Source organism: Dyadobacter endophyticus, from assembly GCF_014641595.1.
Classification (GTDB): domain Bacteria; phylum Bacteroidota; class Bacteroidia; order Cytophagales; family Spirosomataceae; genus Dyadobacter; species Dyadobacter endophyticus.
Window position 1 is genome coordinate 1421043 of record NZ_BMIA01000001.1, and the last position, 24285, is coordinate 1445327.

27 protein-coding genes are annotated in these 24285 nt (G+C 46.5%); 14 read left to right on the plus strand and 13 right to left on the minus strand.

Translation table 11 applies throughout. The features are described from left to right. Window positions 1-345: 345 nt before the first annotated feature. Together IEY24_RS05805 and IEY24_RS05810 are read right to left on the minus strand one after the other, a co-directional pair. Window positions 346-2718 carry an ABC transporter permease gene (locus IEY24_RS05805; RefSeq protein ID WP_188929562.1) on the minus strand — a complete coding sequence of 791 codons (2373 nt, stop codon included), beginning with the start codon at window positions 2716-2718 and terminating at the stop codon, window positions 346-348. Between the two features lie 288 nt (window positions 2719-3006). Continuing rightward, complete coding sequence (locus IEY24_RS05810) at window positions 3007-3204, minus strand: hypothetical protein (protein WP_188929564.1); 198 nt, start codon at window positions 3202-3204, stop codon at window positions 3007-3009. A gap of 338 nt (window positions 3205-3542) precedes the next feature. Here IEY24_RS05810 and IEY24_RS05815 point away from each other — a divergent pair, with 338 nt between their 5' ends. From IEY24_RS05815 to IEY24_RS05825, 3 genes are read left to right on the plus strand one after another with little or no spacing between them, the layout of a single operon-like run. Beyond that, window positions 3543-3956, plus strand: coding sequence for a (R)-mandelonitrile lyase (locus IEY24_RS05815; protein WP_188929566.1), 414 nt, complete (start codon window positions 3543-3545; stop codon window positions 3954-3956). After that, a complete protein-coding gene (locus IEY24_RS05820; protein ID WP_188929568.1) occupies window positions 3956-4183 on the plus strand; it encodes a hypothetical protein in 228 nt (75 codons plus the stop codon). Before IEY24_RS05815 ends, IEY24_RS05820 begins: the two co-directional genes overlap by 1 nt. Window positions 4184-4203: 20 nt before the next feature. After that, the gene (locus IEY24_RS05825) at window positions 4204-4782 is read left to right on the plus strand and encodes a PQQ-binding-like beta-propeller repeat protein (RefSeq protein ID WP_188929570.1); all 579 of its coding nucleotides are present in this window, start codon (window positions 4204-4206) and stop codon (window positions 4780-4782) included. Between the two features lie 33 nt (window positions 4783-4815). Here the strand turns inward: IEY24_RS05825 and IEY24_RS05830 are convergent, their stop codons facing one another. Next, the gene (locus tag IEY24_RS05830) at window positions 4816-5178 is read right to left on the minus strand and encodes a winged helix-turn-helix transcriptional regulator (RefSeq protein WP_188929572.1); all 363 of its coding nucleotides are present in this window, start codon (window positions 5176-5178) and stop codon (window positions 4816-4818) included. A 148-nt stretch (window positions 5179-5326) separates the two neighbouring features. On the opposite strand from IEY24_RS05830, the gene IEY24_RS05835 reads away from it, so the two are divergent. After that, window positions 5327-6406 (plus strand): alkene reductase, encoded by a 1080-nt coding sequence (locus tag IEY24_RS05835; RefSeq protein ID WP_188929574.1) that lies wholly within the window; start codon window positions 5327-5329, stop codon window positions 6404-6406. A gap of 90 nt (window positions 6407-6496) precedes the next feature. On the opposite strand, the gene IEY24_RS05840 is transcribed toward IEY24_RS05835, so the two are convergent. From IEY24_RS05840 to IEY24_RS05865, 6 genes are all read right to left on the minus strand, one after another. Then, on the minus strand, window positions 6497-7243 hold the full coding sequence (locus tag IEY24_RS05840) for an SDR family oxidoreductase (protein WP_188929576.1): 747 nt from the start codon (window positions 7241-7243) through the stop codon (window positions 6497-6499). Between the two features lie 28 nt (window positions 7244-7271). After that, entirely contained in the window at window positions 7272-7454 is a 183-nt protein-coding gene (locus IEY24_RS05845; RefSeq protein WP_188929578.1) for a hypothetical protein, read from the minus strand. Between the two features lie 79 nt (window positions 7455-7533). Further along, on the minus strand, window positions 7534-7833 hold the full coding sequence (locus tag IEY24_RS05850) for a hypothetical protein (RefSeq protein WP_188929579.1): 300 nt from the start codon (window positions 7831-7833) through the stop codon (window positions 7534-7536). A 2-nt stretch (window positions 7834-7835) separates the two neighbouring features. Then, window positions 7836-8723 carry a helix-turn-helix domain-containing protein gene (locus IEY24_RS05855; RefSeq protein ID WP_188929581.1) on the minus strand — a complete coding sequence of 296 codons (888 nt, stop codon included), beginning with the start codon at window positions 8721-8723 and terminating at the stop codon, window positions 7836-7838. 38 nt (window positions 8724-8761) lie between these two features. Further along, window positions 8762-8992, minus strand: a complete 231-nt coding sequence (locus IEY24_RS33075) for a carboxymuconolactone decarboxylase family protein (protein WP_369009290.1) — start codon at window positions 8990-8992, stop codon at window positions 8762-8764. After that, entirely contained in the window at window positions 8992-9915 is a 924-nt protein-coding gene (locus IEY24_RS05865; RefSeq protein WP_308420565.1) for a helix-turn-helix domain-containing protein, read from the minus strand. Before IEY24_RS05865 ends, IEY24_RS33075 begins: the two co-directional genes overlap by 1 nt. Before the next feature lie 134 nt (window positions 9916-10049). Here IEY24_RS05865 and IEY24_RS05870 point away from each other — a divergent pair, with 134 nt between their 5' ends. The 3 genes from IEY24_RS05870 (at window position 10050) to IEY24_RS05880 (ending at window position 13816) form a co-directional block, all read left to right on the plus strand. Beyond that, a complete protein-coding gene (locus IEY24_RS05870; protein WP_188929583.1) occupies window positions 10050-10217 on the plus strand; it encodes a hypothetical protein in 168 nt (55 codons plus the stop codon). Between the two features lie 1875 nt (window positions 10218-12092). Next, entirely contained in the window at window positions 12093-13022 is a 930-nt protein-coding gene (locus tag IEY24_RS05875; RefSeq protein WP_229221460.1) for a helix-turn-helix domain-containing protein, read from the plus strand. A gap of 80 nt (window positions 13023-13102) precedes the next feature. Then, entirely contained in the window at window positions 13103-13816 is a 714-nt protein-coding gene (locus IEY24_RS05880; RefSeq protein ID WP_188929585.1) for an SDR family oxidoreductase, read from the plus strand. Window positions 13817-14180: 364 nt separating this feature from the next. On the opposite strand, the gene IEY24_RS05885 is transcribed toward IEY24_RS05880, so the two are convergent. The 4 genes from IEY24_RS05885 to IEY24_RS05900 form a co-directional block, all read right to left on the minus strand. After that, a complete protein-coding gene (locus IEY24_RS05885) occupies window positions 14181-15566 on the minus strand; it encodes a Dyp-type peroxidase (RefSeq protein WP_188929586.1) in 1386 nt (461 codons plus the stop codon). Window positions 15567-15583: 17 nt separating this feature from the next. Beyond that, the gene (locus tag IEY24_RS05890) at window positions 15584-16126 is read right to left on the minus strand and encodes a hypothetical protein (RefSeq protein ID WP_188929588.1); all 543 of its coding nucleotides are present in this window, start codon (window positions 16124-16126) and stop codon (window positions 15584-15586) included. A gap of 43 nt (window positions 16127-16169) precedes the next feature. Next, window positions 16170-16502 (minus strand): DUF2147 domain-containing protein, encoded by a 333-nt coding sequence (locus tag IEY24_RS05895; RefSeq protein WP_188929590.1) that lies wholly within the window; start codon window positions 16500-16502, stop codon window positions 16170-16172. A 219-nt stretch (window positions 16503-16721) separates the two neighbouring features. Further along, window positions 16722-17291 carry a Crp/Fnr family transcriptional regulator gene (locus IEY24_RS05900; protein WP_188929593.1) on the minus strand — a complete coding sequence of 190 codons (570 nt, stop codon included), beginning with the start codon at window positions 17289-17291 and terminating at the stop codon, window positions 16722-16724. 197 nt (window positions 17292-17488) lie between these two features. Between IEY24_RS05900 and IEY24_RS05905 the strand changes: the two genes are divergently transcribed. The 7 genes from IEY24_RS05905 (at window position 17489) to IEY24_RS05935 (ending at window position 24282) form a co-directional block, all read left to right on the plus strand. Next, complete coding sequence (locus IEY24_RS05905; protein WP_188929595.1) at window positions 17489-18277, plus strand: hypothetical protein; 789 nt, start codon at window positions 17489-17491, stop codon at window positions 18275-18277. A gap of 309 nt (window positions 18278-18586) precedes the next feature. Further along, window positions 18587-19456 carry an oxidoreductase gene (locus tag IEY24_RS05910; RefSeq protein WP_188929600.1) on the plus strand — a complete coding sequence of 290 codons (870 nt, stop codon included), beginning with the start codon at window positions 18587-18589 and terminating at the stop codon, window positions 19454-19456. Between the two features lie 47 nt (window positions 19457-19503). Continuing rightward, on the plus strand, window positions 19504-20043 hold the full coding sequence (locus IEY24_RS05915) for a VOC family protein (RefSeq protein WP_229221469.1): 540 nt from the start codon (window positions 19504-19506) through the stop codon (window positions 20041-20043). Window positions 20044-20135: 92 nt separating this feature from the next. Further along, window positions 20136-22241, plus strand: coding sequence for a sigma-54-dependent Fis family transcriptional regulator (locus tag IEY24_RS05920; RefSeq protein WP_229221480.1), 2106 nt, complete (start codon window positions 20136-20138; stop codon window positions 22239-22241). A 162-nt stretch (window positions 22242-22403) separates the two neighbouring features. Next, window positions 22404-22904 carry a helix-turn-helix domain-containing protein gene (locus tag IEY24_RS05925; RefSeq protein WP_188929602.1) on the plus strand — a complete coding sequence of 167 codons (501 nt, stop codon included), beginning with the start codon at window positions 22404-22406 and terminating at the stop codon, window positions 22902-22904. A 94-nt stretch (window positions 22905-22998) separates the two neighbouring features. Further along, a complete protein-coding gene (locus IEY24_RS05930; protein ID WP_188929604.1) occupies window positions 22999-23391 on the plus strand; it encodes a GlcG/HbpS family heme-binding protein in 393 nt (130 codons plus the stop codon). Window positions 23392-23469: 78 nt separating this feature from the next. Then, on the plus strand, window positions 23470-24282 hold the full coding sequence (locus tag IEY24_RS05935; RefSeq protein ID WP_188929607.1) for an SDR family oxidoreductase: 813 nt from the start codon (window positions 23470-23472) through the stop codon (window positions 24280-24282). Window positions 24283-24285: the final 3 nt, after the last annotated feature.

Genomic DNA, 24285 nt, shown 5'->3' on the forward strand with positions numbered 1-24285 from the left:
GAAGGCGATGCAAGCGGTTGAATGGAGCTCATTGCGCCGTTATTCAGCATCATAATTTTCCAATCTGTCGGGTCTACTTCACATCTTTCAAGGTCTGTTCCTTCTTCAACACTTGCGTGGGTGCATCGCCTTTGCCTTCCGCCGGTTTGCCTTTGAAGGCCTTTTTGAGCATGGTAGGGGGATATATTCCAACCGCGATTGCAGCACCATGAACTGGGGTTTACCGACGAGCGTAGTTTGCAGTGGTTTTCACGTCAGCACTCGTAGACGAGGGTTTTTAAACTTCCTTGTGTAAGCATCTTTGATCTGGTAAGCCTCCCCGCACGGACGAGATCTGCGCAATTACTACTTCAATCTTACAGCAAGATTTGCATTGACAGCCCTGGTAATTTGTAAACAAACCGTTGTGGCAACGATCAGTAAGGAAATGATCGTTGCGGCGAGGAATGGCTGAAACGAAATATCGACCCGGTAAGCAAATGTTTGCAACCATTTGGAGGCTACCACAAGGGAGCTTGGCCAAGCTATTGCATTGGCTATAAGTATAATATAAAAAAATGGAGTACCCAGCGTTAACATGAGGTTCCTGCCTCGTGCACCGAATACTTTCCTGACGGCAATTTCCTTCATTCTGAGATGAATTGCTTGCGCTGCCGAGGCAAAGAAACCCAGGGAGGCGATAACCAGGGCCAAAATCGAAAAGTATGTTAATATCGATTGCAGCTGCTCCTGTTTCGCATAGAGTTTACCATACAGCTCATCGAGGAAGTGGTAGTTGAAATTATCTCTATCCAATTTGTTAATGCTACTCCATTGACGACCAAGCGTAGCGAGTACAGCCGGTATTGCATTGCCTTCGACGCTGATTATAATTTGCGTTTTAGGTACTCCAAGCGGGTCATTCATTAAATATACGGTGGGTTGAACGTACGACTCGAAACCGGATGATTTTACGTCTTTGGTCACGCCGATGATCCTGTAATCGCCGCCGCGGCCTTTGATCATTGTGCCGATAGGATTAACCAGGCCCATCTCCTTAGCCGCAGTTTCGTTGATAACTGCATTGGCAGAGTCTACCGGGAATGACGAGGAGAAAGTTTGCCCCTGTTTGATTCTGATGTTCAAAGTCTCAAAATAGCGGTAGCCAACCGCAACAGTCTGCATAGCATATGTCCTGTTTTGAGCCACATATTCATGGGAAGCTGGCATGATCCCTCCTGGAACATGGGAGGCTACGGTAACATCTTTCACACCAGGAACCGCTTTTATCCGTGCATCAACGGTTTCGAAACTTGCCGGTGTGTTGTAAATCGCCAAATTGTCAATATATAAAACCTGCTTCGCCTGAAAGCCCGGGTCTTCTGATTTCATGAAACTGACCTGCTGATTGATGATGATCAGCACGATGACAAAGCCGATGGCAAATGTAAATTGCAGCACTGGAATCAAGCCTTTCGTCCAGGAGAACTGTCCGCCTTTTTCGAACTGATTTCCCCTTAATACCTCCGCAGGCTTAAAGCCGGCCATAACCAAAGCAGGATAAGCGCCGGCCAATAACGTTAATCCTACTACGGCAAGCAGAAACTGCATGGCTATTTTGCCGTTTATTCCGGAAATGGACAGGTTAACATCCAGCAGTTGATTAAAATAAGGTAAACCCAATGCTACGATCCCAAGCGAGATAATGGAGGCAACGACGCATTGGAGAAAAATCTCTGCGAGGAACTGAAAGATAATCTGTTGTCTTCCAATGCCACTCACTTTCTTGATACCTACTTCTTTGGAGCGCCTGTTGGCCTGGGAAACATACAAATTTGTGAAGTTTACACCCGTGACAATCAATATAATCAGAGCAAGAACGACAAGGCCCTTTACAATTTGATCATTGACGTCAGAACCGTAATGAGGCTTCAAATGCAGATTTTTGAGTGGGTCTAAAAAGATCATGAGCGCATTCGACATGGCCAGCGCTTCCCTGGCTACCAAGCTGGTGTCTGCCAAAGCGGCTTCTCTGTAAATCTTGTCAATTTTTTTTGAAAGCAGGCCAATATCTGTACCTGGCTTTACTAACAGGAAAGTCCGGTAAATCTGGTTGGCGTAGCTTTGGTCCTTGCCCTGCGTGATATCCTCGCTGAACCCGATGCAGTCGAAACGGAAATTAGTGTTACCCGGTGCATCATCGGTAACCCCGGCAATGGTCATCGGCATCCCACTCCTGGACATCATCATCACCGTTTTATTTTGGATATCGCTTTCGCCGGGAAAAAGTGCCTCGGCAGTCCGCCTGGAAAGCAAAACGGTAGGTGCGGTGTTGTTGGGAGTCAGATGAAAGCCCTTGGGTTTAATGCCAAGCATACCGGCCAATGAATAGTCGGCACCCACCCAATTTTTAATTAAGAACCGTCCTGAAAGAGTAAAGAAAGGTAACTGAAACAATGCGGTATTCATACGGCCCGTTTCTTCAACTTCCGGACACCCATCTTTAATAGCCGCAGCCAGTTTCCCCGGCGTGTAAGGGGAAGCTCCGTTAGGCATTTCGCGCTCTACCAGAAAAATCCGGTCGATGTTACGGTTCCACTGATCATAGCCGGTTTCATGGGCAACGTACAGCGAAACGAAAGTGAATGTTGCCAAACCGAGCGCGAGCCCTGCAATATTCAGGAAGTTATATCCTTTGGATTTAAGAAAAGCCCGTAGTGCAATTTTGAGATGAAGCATCTTCACAGGTATTTAGTGGATGGAAGCGATTATCCTGCATAAGGGCGCTTGCCTCACTAATATACTTGTATTTACTAATATATTTAAATTTATTATATAATAGGTCGACCCCCACTCAGACCGAAGCGACTTCACCGGGTTGCCAGCGCGGCTTTCCAGAATTGGTGAATGACCGTCAGGCAACATATGAATAATGTCGGGCCAAACCCGGTTTTTTGGCAAGAAATGTATGAGTTAAGTGCTTGTTAATCAATATTTTTTACGTGGAATGCTCGCTGGCTACACGTGTTAACTGCAAAATCTGAGTTTCGTTCTCCGGATCACGTCTTTCAAATACACTGCATAAAAGCCGAAATTCATTTTCGACGCATACACCTCCGGCGTCCTGCCCGTAAAATCAATCACGCTTGCAAGCGGATGAAGGTTTTGTTGGTGGTAAAACGCATCGTGTTGGCTCACGGTGTCAATCCTCAAAATGTCATCCATGTTCCTGGTGATTTGTTAATGCAAATTTACCGGTAATTGAATGCCGACCACGTCTGTAAAGTAGAATCTGTAAAAATGGTAGGTAAACCTGTAAACTGTATAAGTACAGATTATCAGCGGCGTATGACCTTTGTGCAGGGATAATTTTGTCTCTTGTCCTCATTAAGTAGTACAAACTGATAGGTAGGCGATCGTGAATTGCTCTTCGATTGGAGGGTCGGGGCAGTATTAACTAGCTAAAAATTATGGGTACATTCATCAAAAACATTTTCATTGTTCTGTCAGCCTCAATCCTGATCTGGATGGCCGGTTGCAGCATTAAAAATCAACAGAGAATCATGTCAGAGCAAACGAATTCTTCCATTTTTCCCAAGGGCGAGCCGCTACCCGCTTCCTATTTTACCGGCAATGCATTTGTGTATCCCCTGGCTTCCAGAGACAAAAACAACGAGTTCGCGCTCGGTAGTGTGACGTTCGAACCGGGTGCCCGCACGCACTGGCATACGCACCCAAAGGGGCAGGTGCTTATTGCGACGGAAGGGGACGGTTTTTATCAACAGAAAGGTAAGCCTGCCCAAGCCCTGAAAAAAGGAGATGTCGTAAATATCCCGGAAGATACCGAGCACTGGCATGGGGCGTCAGCGACCAGCAAATTTGTGCATATCGCGATCACTAATTACAAGGATGAGCAAAATGTCGTCTGGCTTGCGGCAGTGACAGATCAGGAATATGCGACTGTCAATCAAAAATAATGGGAGCTAAGATCGATCCCGGATTTTCGAAATGGATTGTAACGGTGATAATTCTGCTAACCGTAATGGATGTAAACGCACAAAACAACGGCACTGAGGCTCAGTCGCTAGACGCCCGGCGGCAAAGCATAGCGGCGATTTCCACGGTGAATTCACTCGAATTGATCGATATTGACGCGATTGCATTTGGAGCGAAGTCCGATGTGCTGCAATTGAAAAAATCGTGATCGAAATAGACTGCAAAATCATGAGAAAACTGAAATTGGTAGCATTCATCGCGCAATCCGTTGTGTTGGCTGCCCCTATTCTTTTTACCGGCTGCAAAAAGGACCAGGAGAACGACAGGACGTGGTCGGTTTACAAAGCAGATGCGGGTAGCTCTAACTACTCACCACTGGATCAGATTAATGTTTCAAATGTGGCGCAGTTAAAGTCTGCCTGGACATTTACCATAAAAGACAACGCAGCAGGTACCAGAGCTAGCCAGTCCAATCCGATTATAGTTGATGGTGTTTTATATACCACTTCCGCCAGCCAGCATGCATACGCCATCAATGCGGAAACAGGTGCGCAGCTTTGGTCTTTTGACCCTTTTAATGGTGGCGAAAGCGGCGGAGAAGTAAACCGGGGGCTCACGTATTGGGAAAGAGGCACGGACAAAAGGATATTGTTTACTGCAAACAATAATCTCTTTGCATTGGATGCGACTAACGATAAACTGATCAGCTCTTTTGGAACTTCGGGTAAAGTAGACATGCGGGTCGGCCTGCGCGATACTTCCAAGGACATTTACGTTTCGTCCACTTCTCCTGGGATCATTTATTGAGCCACATGATACAACTATTACTATGTGGATTATTCAAAGCGAAGGCTCCATAACCTTCCTGCGATGCTCTTGTCCCCATTTGTGCATTGCAATAATCACTTCCGACAGCGTATCGCTATATGGCGTGAGCGCATACTCGACCGTAACAGGCTTAGTATTGCACACGGTTCGTGTTACCAGCCCGTTCATCTCCAGTTCCTGCAATTCCTTGGATAATATCCGTGGGGATATATCGGCTTCCCGGGATAGTTCCCGGAATCTCATCTTGCCATCCCTGAGTATGGAGATCAACACGAGTTTCCATTTGCCACCTACCACGTCTAGGGTGTCCTGAATAGATAGTTTCACTTTGGGGCAGACGCTTTCATCCCCTACAATGCAATTATGCTTTTTCATAGTATCCTTTTTGTAACTGGTATCCTTTTTGTAACAGATAACAAAGGTATACTATCCTACCCATAATTTTGCTTCCATAACAAAAACAAGATGCTGACGATGCATGAGGATCCATGCAGATGAAAGCTCATTAACTCGAAAATTGATTATGGAATTATTGGAAAAAGCAGCGTTGGGTAACAAAACGCTTCAAAACAGGATAGTCATGGCACCTATGACACGCAGCCGTGCAAACAGTGAAGGCGTTGTAGGTGACTTAACCAAATTGTACTATACGCAGCGGGCAAATGCAGGACTGATCATTACGGAGGGAATTAATATTTCCCGGCAGGCAATAGGCAGTCCTTTGACACCCGGCATTTACACTCAGGAACAAATTGAGGCCTGGGAAAAAGTAACCCGGTCTGTGCACGAAAGCGGTGGCCTCATTTACGCGCAACTCTGGCACACGGGACGCGTTGGACATTCGGTAGAGCGCAATGGTGTGCTTCCGGTTGCGCCATCGGCAATTGCGATCAAGGGGCAACAGCATTTTACTTTACAGGGAATGAAAGATTTTGAAACTCCTAATGAACTGACGGCGGACGAAATCAGCGAGATCGTACTGGATTATGGTCAGGCTGCTCGGAATGCTATGGCAGCCGGATTTGACGGCGTGGAACTTCATGCGGCATTCGGATACTTGCCCAATCAATTTTTAGCAGAAAGTGCTAATGTTAGAACCGATGCATACGGTGGAAGCATTGAGAACAGGAACCGTTTCGTCGTGGAGGTGATGCAGGAGCTAGTTGATGCCACGGGAAAGGATAAGGTGGGCATCAAGCTATCGCCCACCAACGCTTACAACAATATCGAAAACAGCGATCCCGTGGCGCAATTCACTCCTTTGATTGAGGCATTGAACGAAATGCCATTGGCCTATATTCATCTGATGAATGCCATGTTCCCGTTGGACCAATACCCGCATTATCCTAAGAATGTGATGGAGACATTTGGCTCAATCAGCAAGCATCCGGTCATCGCCAATGGCGGCTACGACAGGGAAACCGGGAAAGCTGAATTAGCGAATGGCATTGCCGAAATGGTTTCTTATGGCGCCCTTTACCTCGCTAACCCGGATTTGCCGAGGCGATTTGAATTAAATTCTGAATTAAATGAACCAGACAGGGCCACAATGTTCGCCGGTGGGGAGAGAGGATATATTGACTATCCGTTTTTACAGAACTGATTCGTTCAGACTCGGTAGAGACCAGTCAAATTAAATGAGATTATAAAACTGCGCAGGATCAATCGATCCTACGCAGTTTTCCCCTGAAACCTACCGGTTGACCTGGTTAAATACCATATCGGCCTTATCACTATGAGCAGCGCGATAAAGATTCTGGGCCATGCCGATAGCCAGTTCGAATTGATCATCCTGCACCGCCAGAAATGTTTCGGAAGCTACTTGCGAAGCAGAGATGCCCTCGACTTCGCGTTCCTTATGTGAGCCGTCGTGCCCGAGCTCGGTATCTACAATGGGTGGCGCTATTTCAAAGACTTTGATCGAAGTGTCTTTTAGTTGATGCCGCGCCGACAGGGTAAAAGAATGAAGGGCTGCCTTGGTAGCACAGTATACCGCTGTCGCTACGACGGGGATGTATGCAAGACCGGAAGTAATGTTGATAATAGCCGCTTCGTGCTGTTTAATCAAATGCGGGACAAACAGATTGGCAAGGTGTATTGGCGAAATGAGATTGGTCGTCACTTCACTGGTTATCGCCTCTATCGTGTTCTGCTGCTTTAGAAAAAAAGTGTTTTGAATTCCTGCATTGTTTACAAGGATATTCAAACCGGGAAAATTAGAAGTGGCCCAATCACGGAGTTCAATCCTGTCGTCAGGGTTACTGATATCGGCAACCTTCGTGTGCAGGTCAGGAAACTTGCTTTTTACTTCTGCCAGCTTATCTGCTCTTCTTCCGCAAATTATCACTGTGTTGCCATTTTCGAGGAATTTTTGAGCCATCGCGAGCCCTATTCCACTTCCGCCCCCGGTAATTAATATGGTATTGTTGCTTGTTTTCATTATGCTATGGTTTGTTGATTTGTTTCGTTTAGCGGTGCGGCCCTTTGATGGAAGCAATAGCTACCTGGACGCCACCGGCTGCCTCTTTGACGAAAATGTGTGCCAAAATTCCTTTTTGCTGCCACTCCGCAACCACGGCAAACTCGCCCTTTAAAACCTCTTCGATGTTTTCAACCTTGCCTAAGGTCGTGTTGACCATTATTGTGTTCATAAATTTTCCTTTTTGATGGCAAAGCTACGGTTGGACCACCATGCCATGTTAAGCGCATTTGCACCAATGCTTATAAATTTCAAACCAATTCGACTTCCTTCCTTGCCGAACTTAAGAAATGATTAAAAGCATCCGTCAACTTATTGCAGGTGCAGTAGCCGCTCTGCATTTTTGTAACCAATATTATTTTATCATCCTCGGATATAGCAGCATTTTCCAGAAAACCACGTGTGTTTTTATCAATCAGGAAGGGATAATCGCCCGAATCCACATGCCCCCCGTAACCGGCAGAAGCAAACATCGCAGCGGCAACAGCAGACCAGTCGGTACTTTGATAGTAATAGCCTGCAACCTGTTCAGAGATGATGGCAGGATGCATATCTATTTACCTAGAAAATTCAAACCGTTTCCCGGAAATCGTTTCCCGGAAACCGTTTCCCGATAGATGGTCGGGCTATGGCCTGTGATCTTTTTGAATACACCGTCGAAATGGGAGTGGTATTCGAAACCCAGACAATGTGATATTTCTGAAATACTCCAATCCGTATGTTGTAGAAGAATCCTAGCTTCGGTGATGATCCTCTCGTTGATGATCTTTAAAATGGTCTTTCCGGTCTCCTTCTTTAGCATACGGTTGAGGTAGTTGGGATGGACACCCAGCTCCCCTGCGAAGTCCGTCGGTTTTGTGAGTTGAATAGACTTTCTTTTATTTTCAACCGGAAATTGTGTGTCCAGCATGCCCAGAAACAGAGCGGAAATCCGCTGTGACGCTGTTTTATATGCTGCCAGTTCAGTGTTGCCTTCAGCGGCCCTCGACTTTAGTGCCTCATGGACCAGAATGCAGATAAAGCTTCTGATCATTTCCTGTCTTTTCGCATAATCGCCGCCATTTTCCTCCAAAATCCTTTTGAAAATGAAGTTGACATTGGTGATCTGTGTTTCGTCTTTTAATTCGTATACTGGAATGTTCCCAATGTTGAACACAGACAGCGAACCGACATTATCAAAGTATTCGGCGCCTTTCAGGAAATCTTCGGTAAACAGGCAGCCGTACCCAATTTGATTATCAGACACGATTTCCCACGAATAGGGCGTGTTGATGTTGCCAAAAAACAGGCATGTTCCCGAAAGGTTTACGCTTTTATCGGCAAAATAAACCCTGCTTTCCCCGGTGACCAGACAGATCCTGTATAGGTCTTTCCTGCCAAAGGACGGGACATAGTTGCACAGGTTCTCGATTTGGAATGCTTTGAAGTCATTTGATTTCATCCATCGTGTTTTTAAGGATCAAATTACCTTATCCGGAGTTACTTCCCTGATGGTATAAATGGCATTGGCAGCACGTGGGAAGCCAATGTAGGGAGCCGGTCGGCTTCTGTGATGGCGCCCTGGACATTGAGTGCAGCATTGGTGTGTGCAGTACGTTGTGGTAACGTTTGATTGGTTATCAGAGCAGTGATGGTGACCAGTTCCCGTGTTTTGTCATCCAAATTGCCGATGCAAAATACTTCGCCAAAAACGACGATGTTGCCGGTAATTAATTACTGGAAAGCCTGAAATTAAGAGGCGATTCTCCTACTTGCTGCTTAAAGAGCCGGGTGAAATGAGAAGGGTATTTGAAACCTATTTCGTAGGCAATCTCACTGATCGTTTTATTGCTGCCGAGAACACGCTCTTTTGCGACAGCGACAAGCTTATCCTGAATATGTTCCTGAGCAGATTTTCCAGATTCTTTTTTGACCAGATCGCCGAAATAATTTGGCGACAAATTAAGCTTTTCGGCAAAAAACCGCACTGATGGCAGTCCAACAACTTGCGGGTCGTCCGATTTGAAAAAATCATCCAAAGCGATTTCGAATTTTGTCAGAATGTCCTTATGAATGTTGTCACGTGTTATAAACTGACGGTCATAAAAACGAACACAGTAATTTAAAAATAACTCTATATTGCTGATAACAAGTAATTTACTGTGTTTGTCTATGGCGTGTTCCAACTCAAATTTGATTTTAGAAAAGCTCTCCAAGATAGTGCCTCGCTCGTGTTCAGAAAGGTGAAGCGCTTCATTGACATCATAGGAGAAAAAACCGTAATCTTTGATAGTGCGGCCAAGCGAAGTGCCGCGTATCAGGTCGGGATGGAATAGTAAAACCCATCCGGTCGGCTGGAACATCTTTTCATCGTCGTCAAATCCGAAAACCTGGCCTGGCGCAATAAACAGCAATGTGCCATCCTGATAGTCGTAATGGTTCCGGCCATATTTAAGCTCCTGGCATTTTACTTCTTTCAGGAATATAATATAAAGGTCAGAAACGAAGCGCGCCCCTTTTATGGGGCTGGACTTGGACTGGTCCAGTACACTCACCAATGGATGCAGGGTGCGCTGGCCTCTCTGGGTATTGAATTGAGAAACGCTTTCCAACTTGAAGATTTTGCTCATTGTCTTGTCGTTTTGCTGATTCAAAAGTAATGGATGTTTCTAATCCCGGGACATACTGGGCTGATGATCAGTAATAATGGTAAGCAATGCAGTAAATTATATAAGCCTGCATCCAGCAAATGGGCGGACATTTGCCTCATACTACTTCACTGGCGAACATGAAAGCAAAACAGCTTGCCATTGTATTGACCCCGCTGCTGCTTTCTCACTGGGATTCTGTGGATGCACCCGATTTTGCACTATTCAACGGTGACCCGAAAAGCCTTTATGACAAGGTTGCAAACCCGCAGCGGATAATTGTTTTGGCCCCTGGCCCGCCGCAGTAGCGGTCACTGCACTGGCAATTACCAGGGTAACAGGATTAGAGGCCGGCCCAACTGCCCCAACTGTCAGCGCGGTTGAGTCGGCAGGAGTGTCTTTCAGTGTCAACGGTAATGCGGTTAACCTTGAAATGGACGCCCGCACAACATTGCTGGATACGCTCAGGGAACACCTGCATTTAACCGGCGCAAAAAGGTTGTGCGAATCCGAGTATGCCTTGCTGGAACCATATTTGCAAATATTCATTAAAGGCCACGTTAGTATTATCGGCATAAAATGCTAGGGAACTTCCCGGTTCCTCCCGAAAATTTGATGACAGATAGCTAGCAAATATCCTCGAATTCACAAAAGCACTTTTCAAAGGAGGGGATAAAAAGCAAAAGATAATATAGTCACGGAATATATCTCCTGTTCCGTGACTTACGGGGTGTATATATCTGCCACCCTTATCAATGCCTCTGATTATCCGATCGCTACATGAGACTAAATACTCTCCACAGAATCAACAGAAGATTTAAGCTGATCAGAATTTTTATCGAAATCGTGAGTGATTTCGAAGATGAATAGTGGCTTTTTACAAGACAAAATGTAGCCAGAGAACCTATTAATATAAATATTAAGGTCAGTAATCTGGCATTTCCCGAGGGAATACTGTACTTGTTTAAATACTGGGTCTGCGCCTGCTGAAACGAGTTTACCGGATCAGTGGACACAGCTATCCAGGTCGCTGTGTCATATACCACCATCGCGGATAGCAATAAACCGGCAGCTAACCAAAGAAAAGGCGATTGTTGTTTCATTAATAACATGGTGCAGGTTTACAGCTGAGAAGCAAAACCAGCTGGGTGTACAACTTTGACATAGCATGTCTGCTCCCAACAATAAATCGAAGTCATCCGGCAATGGCCTGAATAGTTACCGTAACATCCACAATCACCAGCTTCAAGCGGGACCCTGAGTGTCGTCGACTTTTCACAATATTTTACATCAAGAAGGCTTTCCAGTTCCAAGAGCATGAAGTTCTCATGATTATATGCTTTCAATAGGTCGACAATGATGTTGGCTTTTTGCTTTGTTAACTTGTTCGCATTCCCAGACAAATATGCAATGGCCATCGTTTTCCGTATCTGAACCGTCCGTTCCCGTTCTAAATCTTTTATTGTGTTCATTAAAACGAACACATATTTACCAAGCGTTCTTATGCCTTTCTTTTTGAGCTGGTCGCTAAGCTGATCTGGTGTAGATGAATTGGGGAAATACTGTCAATCGGCGCTTTTAACCCAAGGTAGGAAGTTGCTGTGTAAAAAGCAATTATCGGTGACATAAGAACCTGATGCTCGCCTGGAAGGCATCAGGCTATGTTCCTACAACATCAGTACGTTCACCCAAGACAAATCAAAACTGACTAGGAGGAGGTCATAATTTGTCGCCATGACTGACCAAACCAAGACCTCTCAATTGTGTAGAGAACCGATCAGTAGCAAAATTATAACAAACAATATCGGTTCTTTTACCTGATCTTATCAATTTTGCTATCTAGGCCCTCCAATGCAGGTTACCGAAAAGGTTACCGAATGTTTAGGCTCGATTTGAGTGAGAGTGATGTGGTAGAGTCTCGGCGAAGCTCGGGCATCGCCCTTTAACCATACGGTTATTTGTGTTACAGGCTTGAGGGGAAAGGTTTTTCCGTGGAAAAAATATCGTTTCCATCTCAGGTGGCATACAGTAGGAGCGGTATCTTAAGAATCGGATGTCATAGCATGGGGTTGCACAATAAATATGCTGGCAGTGTTTTCAAATAGGCATGCTGACAGACGGACGGATATATGTGTTTCGATAACTTTGACAGATAATCTTTAGGCAGTATTTATAAGCAAGCAGTGAAAAATAAGAAAGCAGATATTCCAAGATATAGCTTGGACAGGTTTAGGCCGGTACACCGGCAAGACGGTCCCGCTACGCCGTTTGGGTATAACCAGATTGGGAAAGTTAAAATCATTGAGGGCTTTGAGCTTTATTCGAGTGACGGGCTGATCGGCTCGATGGGCCCATTGAAGTCGGCGTTTTACAGGATCAGCATTACGGTCTGCGGCACGCTGGATATGAGCATCGGACTGGAAACTTACAAGCATCAGCCACGGACATTATCCTTTACCTTTCCCAACCAAATCTTTTCAAAAAGCAATATCAGCCGGGACGCTTTTGGTTATTATATCCTCTTCGATCCCGATTTTCTAAACGATATCCTACCCGCCGTGAAAGTGGTGGAGGAATTTCCGTTTTACGATACGACGGGGACACCTGTATTCCAGATCAGTGATCAGGAGCTCAGCAGCATAACTGACCTTATCATCCGCATGGATAGTGAATTGCAGCAGCATAGAACCGGCCGCGAGAAAGCCTTGAAAATGTATTTATACCTGCTGCTGTTGGAAGCTAAAAGAAGCTACGAAAGACAGGGGCTTGATGTCAGCCCGCCTACCAGCGATCACCATGCGCTGGTCATACGTTTCAGGAAACTGGTGAGCGTCCATTATCTTACCAAAAGGAAGGTTTCCGATTACGCGCAGCTGCTTTCGGTTACCCCTAACTATCTGAACAGGGTCATTAAGGACACCACCGGCAGTACCGCTTCTGCCAGCATTAAAGAGATGTTATTACAGGAAGCCAGATCGCTGCTTCGCTATACGGATCAGACCATCAGCGAAATTGCTTACAAACTCGATTTCAGCGACCCCGCATCTTTCAACCGTTTTTTCAGGACGCTGACCGCCGAAACCCCGCTGACATACCGGAACAGGCACCATTAAGACTACACAAAGCATGATCCTGTCTATAAACCTGCCTTAGAACTGCGCCACCTTTGCAGCAGAAAAACTAAAGGCAGATTATGAACACATCCCAATTTCAAAACAAAAAAGTCATTGTTGCCGGTGGCACTTCAGGCATTGGCCTGGTCACTGCACAACTATTTGCCAATGCCGGTGCGGCAGTAACCGTAACAGGGCGCAACGCAGAAAAATTAAAAAGCAGTCAGCAATCGGGCCTGAATGCAGCGCAGGTCGACAGCTCAGACACTGGAAGCCTGGAAGCTTTTTTCAAGAGCCATGGCACGACCGATCATCTTGTTATTGCTCTTGGTGGAGGCAAGGGCCTCGGTAATTTCGCAGACCTTTCTTTGCAGGATCTCCGTGAGGGCTTTGAGCAGAAATACTGGGCGCACCTGGCGACGATCAAAGCAGCGCTTCCTTACATGGGCCCTAACGGCAGCATTACTTTGGTGACAGCTATTACCGGCAGTGCCAAAATGCCGGGTACATCCGGCATTGGCGCAATGAATGGTGCGCTGGAAATTATGGTGCCGATCCTGGCCAAAGAATTCAAACAGCTGCGGATCAACGCCGTTTCGCCCGGCGTTGTGGATACTGTGTGGTGGGATTTTCTCACATCAGAAACCAAACAGGAAACCTTCGACTATTATGCTTCCCAAATCCCTGTGGGGCGCATTGCACAACCGGGCGATGTAGCCAGTGTCGTCCTGTTCCTGGCGGGCAACGGATACATGACCGGCAAAGTAATCGGCTGTGATGGCGGATTAGCCTAAACAAAGTCGGGATCAGAAATAGCATCGGAAAGGATGCTATTTTTTTGACATCACAGCGCATAATCGCAGTGCAATGGTAAAGGTGCCAATAGCACCAACATCCGCCGATCATTCACTACCAATGGCTCTTCCCCTGATCGGTCTGTTTTAGTAAAGTTACAAATTGGGTCTGTTAGGACTTCCAAAACAAATCAATCAATTTTCTCCATTCGAAGTAATCGGAAAGCTCTCCGTTCATCAAAATAATCAGCCCTTTTTTGAAAATGGGTCGTAAAGCATGCAGGTGGATATACCGGGGCCATCATGCACACACCTGAATACATCAAAATATACGGGAGGATAGTATCGAATACGGACTTTTATTTTAATAATTGGGCCGTGTCGGCATTATTGCGCTGGGAGATACTCCACACATCCACTTTAGGGCGTTGATTCCTGGCATAAAAAGGTACATACCACCCTTTAATGTATTGAAAGTGGGCATTCCAATAAAGCGTTTTGGTAAAGGATCGCTAGGCATCGTAAAAGTTCCTTTGCCTTCGTTTAGTCCTATCATAGGATCTCTTTCATTTTTGAGGCTAACAAAGTTTCCGTTGTTTACCCATTCTTTTTGCAAAAATTCAAGGGTCTCCATTGCTTTTGCGCTGAAGGCAATGAAGTAAAGCCCACGTTCAACACCGTCGTCTTTGGTGCTGCCTTCCGCCAGCGGAACACCATAGCCTACACCTTTCCGTATAATGCGGTGCAGGTTCACGTCCGACATTACAGCCATTTTCGTATCTCTGGGATTCATCCGGCGCATATGGCTTGAGTAGGGGACTATTTTGCCATTTTGGTCACTGGCAAAATCGAAATCATTATTCTTTGCTGTATCTGCCCCTAGTGCAGGATTATCTTTAAACGGACACATGTTGAGCGGGGCGCCGCTTCGCCATCTGCCTACCATTTTGGCGGCAATCATTTCCTGTTCGTCCTTTGTCTTTGCCTGATCCCTCAGATATTTATTGAAGACAGCTACGTGGCTGTGGTACTTCCTGAAGATTACAAATGTTCCGTTCTTTGCCAGTACTAAAGGTTGCGGCATGGGATATTTATTTCCGGTCTCATTGGCATATCCCAAAATAAATTCACCTGCCTTTATGGGACGTTCTTTTTTGTTCAGACGTTCGGCCCCGCTTCCTTCAATTTCAGGGTTGCTGATGCCGTCTCGAAATCCAAAATGATTAAAATTGCCTTCTATCGGCGTATCAAAATCTGCTTGTATGCGAAGCTTTATTCCAGCATGATTTGATAATATCCGCAGTGCTACTTGTTTCTTTGCATCAAGCTCTGCCTTGCTTTTGGCAACGATAGAAACGGCAATATGATTACCGCTATCTTTAAACGCGGCCTCCCATTTTTCGGGAGCATTTTCATTAATATCCATTAGTTTTTGGCCACGGGCGGCCATACCTTCTTTAAAAGCATCGGGAAAGCTTTGCAGCGTGGCGGCAGGAAGCTCCAGCTTTTTTAAACCCTCGTAAGTAAAAGCTACCGAAAGCCAGGCATCATCGCTATCCCACCAGTTCTGTGCAGAAGTGATATAGGGCAACAGCTCCTTTAAAAATACCTTGCCCGATGGGCCATCCTGTATTTCGAGAAATACATTTACGCCATGATAGGGCAAAGGCCGTTCTCTGAGAATGATGGCCTGTATGTCGTGCAACTCGATTTTTTCGGCGGTGCGCTTAAACAAATTTTTTAAGAACATAAGACTGCTTTAAATCTCTACAATTCCAAAAGTTTGTTCAGACCTGCCCCTATTTTTTCCAAACGTGTTGTATCGGCAACTGTAAGGATCGGATGGCTTACAAACCACGCCGATGCTGTTATTTGCTTACTCAAAATAAATGCTTTTACAGAAGGCGATTTTATGCCTGGCCAGCCCTCAATATTCCCAAAAATCAGATCCATCATCTCCGGTATTTTGGTTGCAAAGTCATTGATATAGGTATCCCAATCGCCGTCATAGCAAGTGCAGAAAAGCAGCTTGGTGTCGTTTTCTAAAAACACAAAACGCATATCATGGAGCGTGCCTACTTTTCTGGCGCCTGTAAGGTTGCCTTTTAACGTTTCAAAAATCAGCCGCAGGTTTCGGGCTCCATCGGGTTTCAAATCTGTGATAATAGTCAATTCAGAGAGTTCGCCACTACGCAAACCGGCATCCCCAGCACTAATTACTTCGTGTACTTTGTCCAGCGGTTCACCCAGCGTGGCCAGATACAGTTTTAATTTTAAAGCTGCATCCTGCGTGAGTTGTCTAATGTTCATTTCTTTTAATTTTAGGAATTAAGACTTTTCTCTACCAGTTTGCTTATTGTTTTACCCAATAAAAAGTTTTTGAAAATACACCTTTGTGCGCTACAATTTTCAGGTTGCTACCTTCGAGATAAATTTCGCAATTGCCCTTTTGACCGCTTTCATGATTTTCAACTGTGCCCTTCCACTCATTTTTTTCAAAACGTACATTATAGAGTGTGGGACGACCTTTAGGGTCAATACCGGTAAATTTTCCGTTGCCATTGGAAATGGTGATAATGACGCCTTCCTCGGTTTTCCATTTACCTGTGAAGTCCTCCTTTGCTGACTGGGCAAAGCTCAGGGATGTAATAGTCAGCCCTACGAGCAGGGAAAATAGCTTTTTCATTCTATGCTTGTTTTATGAAATACTATGGCAAATGTATGCCGATAGGCCCAGGCTGTTTTTAATGTATCTTAAAAAATTATTGCAGCTTCTGCTTATGGAACTTGTAAAATTGGTCTCCATTGACAAACTGAATAATCAATACGCGAGTTTTACTGCCGGCAAGTAGGGTGAAAATTGTCCCAAGCGATGTTATTTGCCTGAGCGGAAATGTTTTTAAGATTAATCCCTGAATTTGGCGGCCCGGATAACACTCAACGTTTGCTGGGTAATGCCCAGGTAGGATGCGATATGACCCAAAGGCGCGCGCAATAAAATATCGGGGTGTTTTTCTATCAGTGCCTTATAGCGGTCCTGGGCCGATTGAAACTGCATGGCATATAGCCGTTCGGAAAAGACGTCTATAACGTCTATCAGCAGTAGCCGGATCAATTTTTCAAATCCCGGCACTTTCTCGAACATGGGTTCCAAATCTTTATACTGAGCTATCCTGATATGTGAATTCTCCAATGCTTCCCAACCGTAGGGCGACGGCCTGTCGTAGAAAATGCTTTCCAATGGAACGCTGAATCTGTTTTCAGCAAAGAAAAGATGGGTGATGTCTTTCCCGTCTTTCAGGTAGTAGGTCCTTATCAGCCCTTTCTCAATAAAACAGACTTTCTGAGAACGATTGTCTGGTTGAAGAAAAATTTCGCCTTTTTTTATATCCTGGTGCTTAAATACCGGCTCAATACTCTGAGCAAGCCCGGCAGGCAGGCTTAGGTGTTGCTGAAAATAGCCGAGCAGTTCCATTCGCGTATGTTTCGACAAATATACCTGTCAAGAAGCATGCTGGTAGTAAGCAATCGGGATTTTTTCATGAGTTGCCCATGAGCATCGGGCCTGGATCCGCCATTTTTTAATCCATCTTAAAAGATATCACACGAAAGTGCCAAAAATTTGCCTTTCGAAAAGGCTGAATTTCCAGATCACTCAATCGTGTAAATCTTATGAGTCCGAAAAGATACTTATACTCCATTCAAAAACTTTCGCTCCTTTTGTGTGCTATTTATTTGCCGTCCCTTAAAACTAACGGTCAGCGCATCGATCAGTCGGGCTTCACCGCCAGTGTCGGAACCTATTTTCCGGTCCAACACGGCATGCAGCTTGGATGGATATTTACAAAAAAGCAGGTCTTGGAGACTTATGTCCAAATAGGCATTCCTCCAAGGGCCTATATCAGGCCCTTGGTTGAAGTATCTGTTTCACAGGACAAGCAGGCAAGAGATTATCTGAAAGCAAACTTGCAAGGCAGGATTGGCTATGGCGCGGGGTTCAAATGGCATTACAGGCGTTTTGATTTCGACATTGCATACAACCGTTTGACTTACCGGATTCATAGAAAGTCCTCAAAGGAGCTCGTCAATAATTTGGCTTACGATGATCCCGGTCTTAAAGTAGCATTAGGTCTTCTTTCTGATTGGGTCCCTGCTTTTGACGAACTATACAGCGATTACCTGATTACACCCGTCGCAAATGCCCATCAAGTATCGCTATCGGGTGGTTACCGGTTCCCCCTCTATAAATCAGTTTGGATGGGCATGGGTGCCGGGGTATCTACAACCATGCAAACGAGCGTCCACATTCAATCCGACCGTTCAAGGCAATCCGCAGAAATTTTGCTGGATGCAGTCACACCGAATTTGACCAAAAAGTTGGAAAGTCTCATCAACTGGCACATGATCCCGACCGTCAATTTGCAACTCGTTTACCGTTTCCCGCGGCCACCACGCACGTGAGAAATGAAAGCTGCAGCGTGGCTCGTGACTCTGGTAATGAAACCTGTTATTCAACAGCATATACTTGATTGTGCATCTCACTCAGCAGCATAATATTAAGCCTCCCATGTACATAGTGTATTTTCGGACACAAATCTTTCCAATACGGAAACAGTCCACCCGACACGAAACCATATTTTGTCACCCGGCTTAATTCCATGCCGCTCCGATCTTTGAAATTCATAATACCAGCTTTGTTATTGATATAACCCAGCCTGCTGATTGTGACCAATTTTGTTTCATCGAACAACAACAAAAACGGATCACAATATGAAAACGCAAAAAACATGGTTTATCACTGGGGCTTCACGGGGCTTCGGGTTGGAAATTACAAAAGCAGTGCTCGCAGCGGGCGATAAAGTGGTTGCTACGGTGCGTGGTAAGGTGGCGGAGTTTGAGGCTGGATTTAATGGTAATCCTGATTTGCTCGTGGTGACGATGGACGTAACCAATGAGCAACAAGTGTCTGGCGCGGTGTCGGCAGCGATCGCAGAGTTTGGAAGGATAGATGTACTGGTCAACAATGCAGGTTACGGCTTGCTGGCTGGCGTGGAGGAAGCTTCAAACGAGGAGGTCAGGCAGAATTATGAGGTGAATGTGTTCGGAACTTTGAATGTGATCCGCGCGGTGCTGCCGTCGATGCGGGCCAGACGGTCGGGTCATATTATCAACATTTCGTCGGTTGGTGGGTTAGGCGCTTACATTGGCTGGGGGCTTTATGGCTCGACGAAGTTCGCCGTGGAAGGCATTACCGAGGCATTGGCGATGGAAGTGGCGCCGCTGGGCATTCAAGCAACAGTAGTGGCTCCCGGATTTTTTCGCACCAATTTCCTGGATGAATCGTCACTTTTCAGCAGCGCGCAGATCATCCCCGATTATGCCGAAACCGTCGGCGTCATGCGTGACTTCGCGGCCAAAGTGAGCTACAAGCAGCCTGGTGATCCGGCCAAGCTGGCTCAGGCCTTCATCACGCTGGCGAACGCGAAAAATCCGCCCGTGCATTTGCCACTCGGAAACGACACGCTCGATAGGTTTCGCTCTAAAACAGCCGCATTTGAAAAGGATATAGAAAACTGGTATGACGTCATCACCGGCACTGACCACGATGATGTTCACGCCCAAGCAGCCGTGCAGGCCTAGCAGCCGATTTCGCCCAATTTATTTACATACTTAAACCTTTTGAGATCATGAAAACTTCATTCAAACCAGCAGTACTTTCTATTTTACTGTTCGCATTCAGTATGGCTGCAAATGCACAGCATACCCACGATACCGGCTTCAAAATGCCGCCGCTCAATCCTAAAAGCGAGCTCGCCGGCATCAGTGGCAATCATGTCGGAATTCGCGTGCCCGATTATGCGGCGGCGATTAAATGGTATACCGAAAAGCTCGATTTTAGAGTAATTAAAGAGTGGGACTATGCCGACGAAAAGCTCGCCTACCTGGCTCCGGCAAACACGAATGGCTTCTGGCTGGAAATTCTCGCCGGCGGAAAGCTCAATGCAAACGAGAAATTCGATGACCTGGGTAAAAGTCTGGAAAATGGCGGTTACCATCACCTCTGTTTTCACGTATCCGATGTAAACAAGACGTTGGCCGAACTTAAAAAGCGCGGCGTGACGGTGGTAGGACAGCCTTTTTACCTCGAAGCAATCACCCGCAATCTCGCATTTGTTCAGGACCCCTGGGGAAATATGATTGAATTGGCTGAGGTCGTGAAAAAGTAAAGTACACAAGCGTCCGTAGCTGCCATGCTCCGTACTTGTGCGGGGCATTTTTTATTGGACAGAAAATTCTAATTTATACCAAACATTAACACATGTCCGACATTTCAAGAGACCTGGCCAAGATTCTCGCTTTCAGTAATGCGATCGCTTCGGCGACGGATAAATATGTGCTGGGGGCGATCATCGGCGAGCAACTTAACGACCTCTTCGGCATTTATGAATACTGCATTTATATCAATTCACGTGACGGGAGGTGGAGCTGGCCCTACATTTTTGACGTCGATACGCAGATTGCCCGACAGCCTGAATTTCAAAGCTGGATCGATGCGCCTAACGACCTCAACGACGACCTGCACCGATATGTCAAAAGCGCGCAGGATGTCATTCTGCTCGATTTGGAAGGGTACCTGAGTCTGCCTGGTACGGCGCAGTACCGGCAGATGCTGGAATCGATCGGTGTGAAGGGTTGGGGATGCCATACCATTCGGCTGGCCGATGAGCAGGTGGCTTTTTTGACATTTCATCACACCCAGATCGAGGAGATGAAACCGCGGCTGGGACTGTTTAAAAGCATTTGCTCGCAGCTTGGCATTACCGCGTCCAATCTGCTAAGCCGTGATGAGCTCGAACAACGTGAAAGGGAGAAGACGATCCTGCTTTCACTGAGCACCGAGATCGCCTCATTGAAAATCCGCGACGATCTCTTTCAGGTTGTCAATGCGAAAATCAAGGACATTTTTTCGGTAACCCAGTTTGGGATTGTAAAAGTCGATGAGGATGGGAAGACGCATAGCGCTTTTATGATGGATCTTGGGTTGTCGAAGAGCTATCAGGCTGAATATGAGCGTATCGCTGCATTGAAATACAGCATTCATGACTCGGTTTTTCAAAAAATCATCGATGCCCAGGAGACGGTTGTGATCAATGTGGAGGAGGTTTCGGCAGAACCGAATTGCTCTGAATATGTGGGTTTTTGGAAACGGGCCGGCTTTGTAAGTCTGGTTTGTTTTCCATTGCGCATGGGCGACGAAACGATCGGCGCAATATTGATGAACCGTGGCAAAAAGCCGTTCAAAAGCTCGGAGACGCACTTGCTGAAAGGCATTTGCGCCCAGCTTTCCGTCGCCGTTTCCAATATTCTGGCCAATGAAAAGGTCATGCGGCAGTTGGCGGAAATCAATCAATACAAACAGCAGCTGGAAGATGAAAAGGTGTATTTGCAGGAGGAGATTAAAACGGCCAGCAATACCACCGACTTTATTGGGGCAAGCCCGGAAGTGAAGAAGGTAATGCGGTTGGTGGGCACCGTCGGCCCCACTGATAGTACTGTGCTGCTGTTGGGAGAAACCGGAACCGGCAAGGAGCTGGTGGCTCGGGCCATTCACAACAATTCTTCGCGCAAAAACAAGCTGATGGTGAAGATCAACTGCGCCGCCTTGCCGCCTACCATGATCGAAAGCGAGCTGTTCGGGCATGAAAGGGGCAGCTTTACGGGTGCTCACGAACGCCGCATCGGGAAATTCGAGCTAGCACATGGGGGAACGCTTTTTCTGGACGAAGTGGGCGAGATGCCGTTAGATATGCAGGCCAAGCTGTTGCGGGTGTTGCAGGAAAAGGAAATCGAAAGGCTGGGCGGAAAAACGACCATCAAAGTAGACGTACGCATTATCGCTGCCACCAACCGTGACTTGGAAAAGGAAATGGCGGAGGGACGTTTCAGGAGCGACTTGTTTTACCGGTTGAACATTTTCCCGATCCACCTGCCGCCCTTGCGAACCAGACAGGAGGATATTCCAATGCTGGTAAACTATTTCATTGGAAAATTTGCCAAGAAAACAGGAATGAAAGTGGAAGGAGCGACTAATAATGTGATGCTGGAAATGAAGCGCTACAGCTGGCCGGGTAATGTGCGGGAGCTGGAACATCTGATCGAGCGAAGCGTACTGTTGGAAAGCGGGCCGATCATCAAACAAATCCATTTGCCTACGCCCAAAACAGCGATTAACGGAGACGGAGAACCTATTTTTCGCCTGGTCACCATCGAAGAGAATGAACGGCAACACATTTTCGATACGCTCAACTATTGCAGCGGCAGGATCACCGGCGTGGGAGGCGCCGCTGAAATCCTTGGCTTGCCGGCTTCCACATTGCATTCGAAAATGAAGAAACTGGGCATCCGGCGCACGCATGTGAAATGATGGTGGTGTTGATATTTCGATAGTATGTGTCAAATGACGAAATACCGATGGCAGTTTGTGTTTTATTTATTGGTTAATTGATTGAATGAAAGTGGATTGAGATTTGGCATCGAAATTGAATGCTGTAAAGCGGTAAAGGTCCATTCAAACACATACCGCTTTATGCAAAACACGAAAAAGCACATTGAAGAAATCCATGAAGTATTCCTGCCTATTAAAAACCTCGAACTGCGAAAACTGGGCGGTATTTTAGTGTGGATGCTGCTCAAAGTGGACGAAGGTTTAAGTGAGAGCAGCAGCCCCCGGACGGAGACAGACCGGCAGTCGCAGATCGTAAATACATTTTACGGAAACCTTGAAAAACACATTCGTGACCTTGCCGAAGGGCAAACTGAAATGCAGTTGCGGGTGTCGGACTTCGCAGCAATGCAAAACCTGCATGAAAATTATCTGAATGCCGTGGTTAAATCGAAAACGGGTAAGACCGCCAAGGCCTGCATTGCCGAAAAGATGATCGCCGCAGCACAAAACCTGCTTTTAAACACCCAACTTTCCAACAAAGAAATCAGTTACCGCCTGGGATTTGTAGAATGCTCCCATTTTAGCGCCTATTTTAAGAAGTATACCGGGCTGACACCGCAGGGTTACCGGCAGCTACCCTGACCATCTTTGAAATTCATAAGACAAGCTGTGGATTTCGTACTCTTCGGGCATTGGTGTGTGTGCAACTTTGTATCATCTTACAAACACAAATATTATGGAGACAACCCTGGACCAGGCTTTTCAGGCACAGCAGCGGGCGGCCGAAAAAGCGAAAGAAATCGGCGTGAATGCCAACATTACCATCCTCGATACCGCGGGATATTTGAAAAGTTTCATCCGCATGGATGAGGCCTTCCTCGGCTCGATCGACATCGCCATCGGCAAAGCGCGGACCGCCATGCTATTCCGCATGAACTCCGAGGCCGTGGGAGAATTCCTTCGCCCGGAAGCCCACGCCTACGGGATGGTGAACACCAGCGGCGGGCTGGTAGGGTTCAAAGGCGGAATGCCGGTCAAATCGGGGGGACAAATCATTGCCTACATCGGTGTCTCCGGAGGCAGCCCCGACCAGGATTTCCAAATCGCCCAAGCCGGAAGCACTCTGTAAAGTATTTACTCATTCTACGGCGGTTCAATCAATCATCGCTCCGGCGACCCGGTCAATCATTCAAAACTCAAAAACAACATGTCAACTACAAAAACAATCCTGATCACCGGAGCGGGCTCCGGGTTCGGGGAAGGAACAGCTTTTGGCCTTGCAAAATTGGGCCACCACATCATTGCCGGGGTTCAGATTTCGCCGCAGGTTACTGCTATGCGCAAGAAAGTTAAAGAACTGGGCTTGCAGGACCACGTTGAAGTGATAAAGCTGGACATTCTCGACAAATACGATGTCGCAAACGCGCTGAAATATGACATCGATGTGCTGTTCAGCAATGCAGGCATCGGCGAGAGCGGGCCTGTTTTTGAGATACCGCTTGATCTGGTCCGCGGGAATTACGAAACGAACGTTTTCGCGCCGCTGTCACTGGCACAGCAGTTTTCGGCCAAATGGATCAACGCGGGTAAACCGGGCAAAATCGTGTTCACGTCGTCGATGGGCGGGCTTTTCACACCTTCTGGCTATGGAATTTATGTTTCTACCAAGCACGCCCTCGAAGCCGTAGCGGAGGCGCTGTCCGACGAGCTGAAACCGTATAATATCAAAGTACAAACCATCAACCCCGGCGCCTATCTCACCGGCTACAACGAAACCATGGCCGAGAATGCATTCCGCTGGCTCGACGATGAGAAGAATTTCACGAAACGTGCCGATATGAAAGCCAATTTCGACTCGTTGCTCGGCACGCCGCAAGGCCGTCTGGATCCAACCGAAATGATCGACGCGATGATACGTATAGTACCGTCCGACACCGGCAAATTCCGCAATGTGGTTCCGCAGTTCGTGGAAGACATGCTGAAAGAACATCAGTTGAAAGCATGGGATATTACCATTTGAGAC